Annotated in this window: 2 protein-coding genes; one reads left to right on the top strand and one right to left on the bottom strand. The window is 54.6% G+C overall.

From position 1 onward, the window contains the following. Nucleotides 1-68: 68 nt before the first annotated feature. A complete protein-coding gene (locus tag RMSM_RS39160; protein WP_081614445.1) occupies nucleotides 69-476 on the top strand; it encodes a hypothetical protein in 408 nt (135 codons plus the stop codon). A gap of 1,042 nt (nucleotides 477-1,518) precedes the next feature. On the opposite strand, the gene RMSM_RS41580 is transcribed toward RMSM_RS39160, so the two are convergent. Next, on the bottom strand, nucleotides 1,519-2,195 hold a 677-nt coding region (locus RMSM_RS41580), incomplete at its 5' end, for a hypothetical protein (RefSeq protein ID WP_040771035.1).

A 2,195-nucleotide genomic window follows, 5' to 3' on the forward strand; every position in this document is an offset into this window, starting at 1 on the left:
TTTGCTACACCACTTGCAAATTCGTTTGCGAAAACCGTCAAAAGACCTGCAACTACACCGTCTGCAAGATGGTTCCTGAGTGCCGCACGAAGGAAGTTTGCTACAAGGTTTGCACGATGGTTCCTGAGTGCCGCACCAAGACCGTATGCTGCACGACCTACAAGAAAGAGTGCTTCACCAAAACGATCAAGGTTGCTAAGTGCCGCAAAGTTTGCGAGCCTTACACCGTGACACGTTGTGTTCCACGAGTTGTTTGCAAGCAAGTTCCAGTTCAAGTATGTGCTCCAGCTTCTTGCTGTGGCGATGCTTGCGGAGCGTGCGAAGCTGCACCCGTTTGCTGCCCACCGACCGAAGGCCCCGTTCGTGGCTTGTTGCGTCGTCTGTTCAGCCACGGCAACTGTGGCTGCGACGCAGCATGCGGTTGCGACGTAGCTCCTTCTTGCGGTTGCGAAGCTGCACCAGCTTGCGGTTGCTAGAAACACGGTTTGATCAGGCCCGACGCAAGGGAAGCCTGAGCAATACCGTAGGACGTTAGTGTTCCGAATAGGCGGGGTGAGACTCTCACGAGACTCACTCCGCTTTTTTCGTTTCCATGTGGGAGAGGCTTCTAGCCAGTCATCAGGTGCAACGCATCCGCTCCCGAAGCCTCCCGCCCCTATCTCTACCGCCCCCAATATCTACCGTAGCGAAACTCGCCAAGAGTTTCGTCCTGGCAAAACGCCCTGCATTGGCCCAATGCCATCTACTTTCGTGGTGAAATTTTGTAGTGTTGTACGATGGACTTCCTAGTTCGTCGAATAAACTATCGAGGGACGAGGTAGTGCGTCAGCCACCGCTTGCAATAGGCGCGGCACGAGATCGCAACGATGAAACCGGTCTCGGTCATTCTCAAAGAGCACCGCGCAGGACGACACTGATTCCTCAAATATCAACGCCGCAATCGGCCCCCGTCCTTATAGTCCTCGTTTTCTCAATCAGTCAGCCCGCGTTTTGACCGGCCCATGCCAGTCGAGAGATATAACCGAAATCACTTGACCCACCGAGTGATACAAAGTCAATTTGGGTTGTGTCGCCTTGCTGGGCGGGGGGGATTGTTCTTGCGGTCCGTCGTTGCGCGGTCGATCAACTTGATGGTCGTATGTTGTCGCCGCTCGATTCCTGCGGTGCGTCGGTGCTCAGTCGACCGGCGCTGATCTGTTCGCTCGAAGGTCGGCCACGAATCACACAAATGATCACGAATGGAACAGGGTTTCCGGATTGGTGTTGATTCGTGAGATTTGTGGCTTGTTCCCCCGCTGCGGCCTGTCGCCAACCTGCTTAGCAAACACAGTTGCCGAGAGTCCCCCTCTTCTCATCTTCCTACCTCCATTTTCCTACCCATTTGCTCGGTCGGAGTTGGCAGGAAAAAGGTGTCAGGCAGGAAAAAGGTGTCAGGACTCTTATTGGAATAAGAGTCCTGACACCTTTTGACACCTTTATCCTGCCGTGGACTTGCTGTGTCATCACGCCGTCGTTGACTCACGACCAAACCAAGTTGTAGCGGAAATCCAACAGCGCTGCAGTCGAGACGCTGAACAACGCGAAGGCGATTTGGATCAGCACCCACTCGAACACGCGTGATCGCCAACCGCGGCGGTCTTTCCAAAGCCGCATCACGATGAGTGCAGGGGCGGCGGCCCAAAATCCCCACAGAAAGAACCACTGCGTCACCAAACTCATTTGACGACAGGCAACGAAATAGGCCACGCAAGCGATCAGGAAAACTGCGAAGCTGGTTCGTGCTCCCAGCGTTGTCTGTTTTCTTCGTTCGCTCGAACGCGATCGTTTTGGAGGGCGGATCTCGCTTTGCTGGATCGCCAGTGCAAACAAGGCAAACAGGACCACTGGCCAGGTAAACACAAAGTCGCCCATCACGATGCTTGCCGGAGTTCCGACAACGATCCCCAACAACGCCGTGACCGTCACAAATACGATTCGGTATTGATCCACGCTGATGCGTTGTCGGACTACCGGCGAGAGCATCGAGGTGATCAATCCCGCTGCCGTCAGTATCGCTACTCCGAAAACGTACCAATTCCACAGCCAGCGAAAGGTCGGCGGATCCATCGCGTATTCGGGTTCGACACCCAACAGTAGCGAATAATCACGTACGTTTCCTTGGGGAACATCCGCAGCGATGGTCCAATTCTCAGGTG

This window comes from Rhodopirellula maiorica SM1, assembly GCF_000346295.1.
In the GTDB taxonomy this organism is placed as follows: Bacteria; Planctomycetota; Planctomycetia; order Pirellulales; family Pirellulaceae; genus Novipirellula; species Novipirellula maiorica.